Here is a 3,123-nt window from a genome sequence, read left to right as displayed (position 1 = left end):
GTTCCTGACTCATCGATGTCTTCCCCGCTCTCAGGTCTTTGGCTTCTCGACATGGCCGCCGAAGGCGTAGCGCATGGCGGAGAGCAGCTTGTCGGCGAATTCGGATTCGCCTTGCGAGGAGAAACGGTCGAAAAGCGCCGAGGACAGCACCGGCGCCGGCACGCCGGTGTCGATCGCCGCCTTGAGCGTCCAGCGGCCCTCGCCGGAATCCGAAACGCGCCCGCCGAACTGCGTCAGCGCCGGATCGTTCTTCAGCGCGCCGGCGGTGAGATCGAGCAGCCAGGAACCGATGACGCTGCCGTGCCGCCAGACCTCGGCGACCTGCGGCAGGTCGATGTCGAACTGGTAGTATTGCGGGTTCTCCAGCGGGCTGGTCTCGGCGTCGGCGGTGCGCGCCCGCTTGCCGGCATTGGCCGACTTCAGGATGTTGATGCCTTCGGCGTAGGCGGCCATGACGCCGTATTCGATGCCGTTGTGGACCATCTTGACGAAATGGCCGGCGCCGCTCGGCCCGCAATGCAGGTAGCCGTAGGGCGCGGTGCCGGCGTCCTTGGCCGGCGTGCTCCCGGCGTCGGCGCCGGGCGCTAGCGTGGCGAAGATCGGATCGAGATGGCGCACCGCCTCGTCCGGACCGCCGATCATCAGGCAGTAGCCGCGCTCCAGGCCCCAGACGCCGCCGCTGGTGCCGACATCGACATAGTTGATGCCCTTGGCCGCCAGCTCGGCGGCTTGGTCAACGGCGTCGTGATAGTAGGAATTGCCGCCATCGATGATGATGTCGCCGGGCTCCATCAATGCCGCCACCTGGTCGGCGATCCTGCCGGTGATCGCCGCCGGCAGCATCAGCCAGGCGCTGCGCGGCTTGGCGAGCTTGCCGACGAATTCTTCCATCGAGGCGGTGCCGACGGCGCCGTCCTTGACCAAAGCGGCGACGCTTGCCGGGTTGATGTCATAGACGACGCATTCATGGCCGTCGCGCATCAAGCGGCGCACCATGTTGGCGCCCATCCTGCCCAGTCCCATCATTCCGATCTGCATGGATTTGTCCCAGTCGTTTGAGGAAGAAGAAATCTAGCGGCTATCCGACCCTTCGATACAGACGGTGAAGTCGACATTCTCCCAACGGCTGGTGTCGGGCCAGAAAAAAGTGAAGACGATCGTGCTCCCCGGCGGAAGTCGGTCAACGGACAAATCCACCAGATGGACACCGAACGCGTTTTCGATCGTCTTGTCGTCGCGCACCGTCAGCCATTTGTCGCTGCTCCAATGGACAACGCCGCGCGCTGCAAGCTCGACGCGCAGCATCTTGCCGGTGGGGATGGAACGGATCTTGTTGTTGAAGCGCCATATCCTGCGCGGCGAGGTGGTCTTTGCCTTGATGTAGCGCTCGACGCCTTGCGGCGGCAGGTCGAAGACGGCGCCGTCGCGAAGCGAACGCAAGAGCTTGATGTGCTCGGCATGCGCCCAGACCAGCGGCATGGCGCTGCCCGAAGGGGCGCCGCGGCGCAACTCGCGCTGCGGCATGTCGGGGCCGTCCCAGACCTGCTCCGGCAGCAGGCCGCCGATCCCGGCGGACGCCTCGAGCGTCGCGAGCAGGCTTTCCGCCCTGTCTCTGCGGCCCGCCGCGAGCTCGTAATGGGCACGCTCGCCCGCCAGCAGCGGCCATGGGCGGCCCTGGCCAGTGCCGTCGAAGGGCGCGCCGTCCTCGTGCTCGCCATAGCCGTCGCCGGTGTAGCGATACCAGAGCGGCCCTTGCGGCAGGTCGCAGCGCAGCCGGGCGTCGATGGCCTTCAAAGTGTCTAGAATGCGCGGATCATCCGCCGCCCTGAGACCAAAGCGCACCAGCGCCAGCGAATCGGGGCTGATGATAGCCTCGGCCAACCTGTCGGAGTCGACCGGGGGCCGGTTCTTGATCGGCACATAGCCGTCCTTGGGGGAGGCGGCATCCGACGTATCCGGCGGGGCGATGCGGACATAGTAGCCGTTGACGCCCATTTCTGCGGATAATGGCGTGCCGGTGGCATAGGTCCAGCGCTCGATCTGGTCGTTCCAGCAATCGGCGGTCTCGCGCAGATAGTTTGCCGGCTCTGTTTTTCCCACGATGTCGAGCATGTCGGCGGCCGCCAGCAGGGCGGCGATCTCGACGGCCAGCGTGAAGGGGTTGTAGCCGGCATCCTCTTCCCAGCGGTCCTCGCCGGTGACCGGCCCGTTGCGCACGACATAGGACGCGGCACTTTCGATCATCGGCAGGAAGCCGGCGAGTTTCGCGCGTGGCAGGTGGCCGGCGCGGCGCAAGGCGTCGGCAAGCAGCAGCGGAAAGGCGCATTCGTCCATCTGGATGCCCGGCCAATAGGCGGTGCCGTCGGACCAGGCATTTTGCGGCCAGTGGCCGTCCGGCTGCTGGATCGTGCGCAGACGGGTCAGGATCTGTAGCGCCTGCTTGCCGTCGCCGGCGGCTAGGAAGCCGCCGGCAGTCTCGACCAGATCGCGCGGCCAGATAAGGTGGTAGCCGCCGAGATCGTCGTCGCCCTTGTTGAAGCCCCAGGGGATCGACAGGCTGGCGACGGCGGCCCCCGGCCTGGCGATCGACAGATGCGAAGCCAGCACCGCCGTGCTGGCGCGGTAGGTGTTCAGTCCCGAGGTCGCGTGCCGGTCGAGCTTGTGCAGCCCGGCCTGCCATTTGCGCCAGTTTTCGACATAGACCTTGGCGGAGGCGTCGTAGCCCTGCTTCAGGCTGGCAAAAGCCAGGTCGGCGGCCTCTTCCGGCGAGGCTCCAAAGCCGAGTGCCAGCAGCGCTGTGTCGTCAGCGGCGGAAAAACCGATCTCGCCGGTCAGCGCCACATTGCCGTCCTCGGCCCGGCGGCAGACCGGATCGAGGACGCCGCCCTGCTGGAGCTGCTGCCAGCCGTCGGAAAAGCCGACATAGCCGGCCGAGCAGGCGCCCCAGGGCAGCGATGAGGCAAGCGCCAGGCAAGTGCCGCGTCCCGAGGCGAACAGCACAGGCCTGCCCCTGTGCTCGCCCACCCAGGCGGTGTTGCCCATGCCGGCATTGACGAGATGCGGCGCGAGCAGCGAGTAGACGCGGTAATCGCTAGCTGAGCCTTTGAGTGCCGAGAAGGTGAT

2 protein-coding genes are annotated in these 3,123 nt (G+C 66.6%); both read right to left on the bottom strand.

The window, feature by feature from the left end:
* Positions 1 to 30: 30 nt before the first annotated feature.
* On the bottom strand, positions 31 to 1,038 hold the full coding sequence (gnd, locus tag EN781_RS29575) for a phosphogluconate dehydrogenase (NAD(+)-dependent, decarboxylating) (RefSeq protein ID WP_126057531.1): 1,008 nt from the start codon (positions 1,036 to 1,038) through the stop codon (positions 31 to 33).
* 33 nt (positions 1,039 to 1,071) lie between these two features.
* A partial coding sequence (locus EN781_RS29570; RefSeq protein WP_127400598.1) for a glycoside hydrolase family 15 protein occupies positions 1,072 to 3,123 on the bottom strand: 2,052 nt, incomplete at its 5' end.

Source organism: Mesorhizobium sp. M4A.F.Ca.ET.090.04.2.1, assembly GCF_003999085.1.
Classification (GTDB): Bacteria; Pseudomonadota; Alphaproteobacteria; order Rhizobiales; family Rhizobiaceae; genus Mesorhizobium.
The sequence above is the reverse complement of the archived record's forward strand: the minus strand, read 5'-3'. Positions and strand labels throughout refer to the sequence as shown.

Excerpts from the sequence above, each read along its gene's own strand:
- gnd (WP_126057531.1), bottom strand. The coding sequence starts at position 1,038 with ATGCAGATCGGAATGATGGGACTGGGCAGGATGGGCGCCAACATGGTG.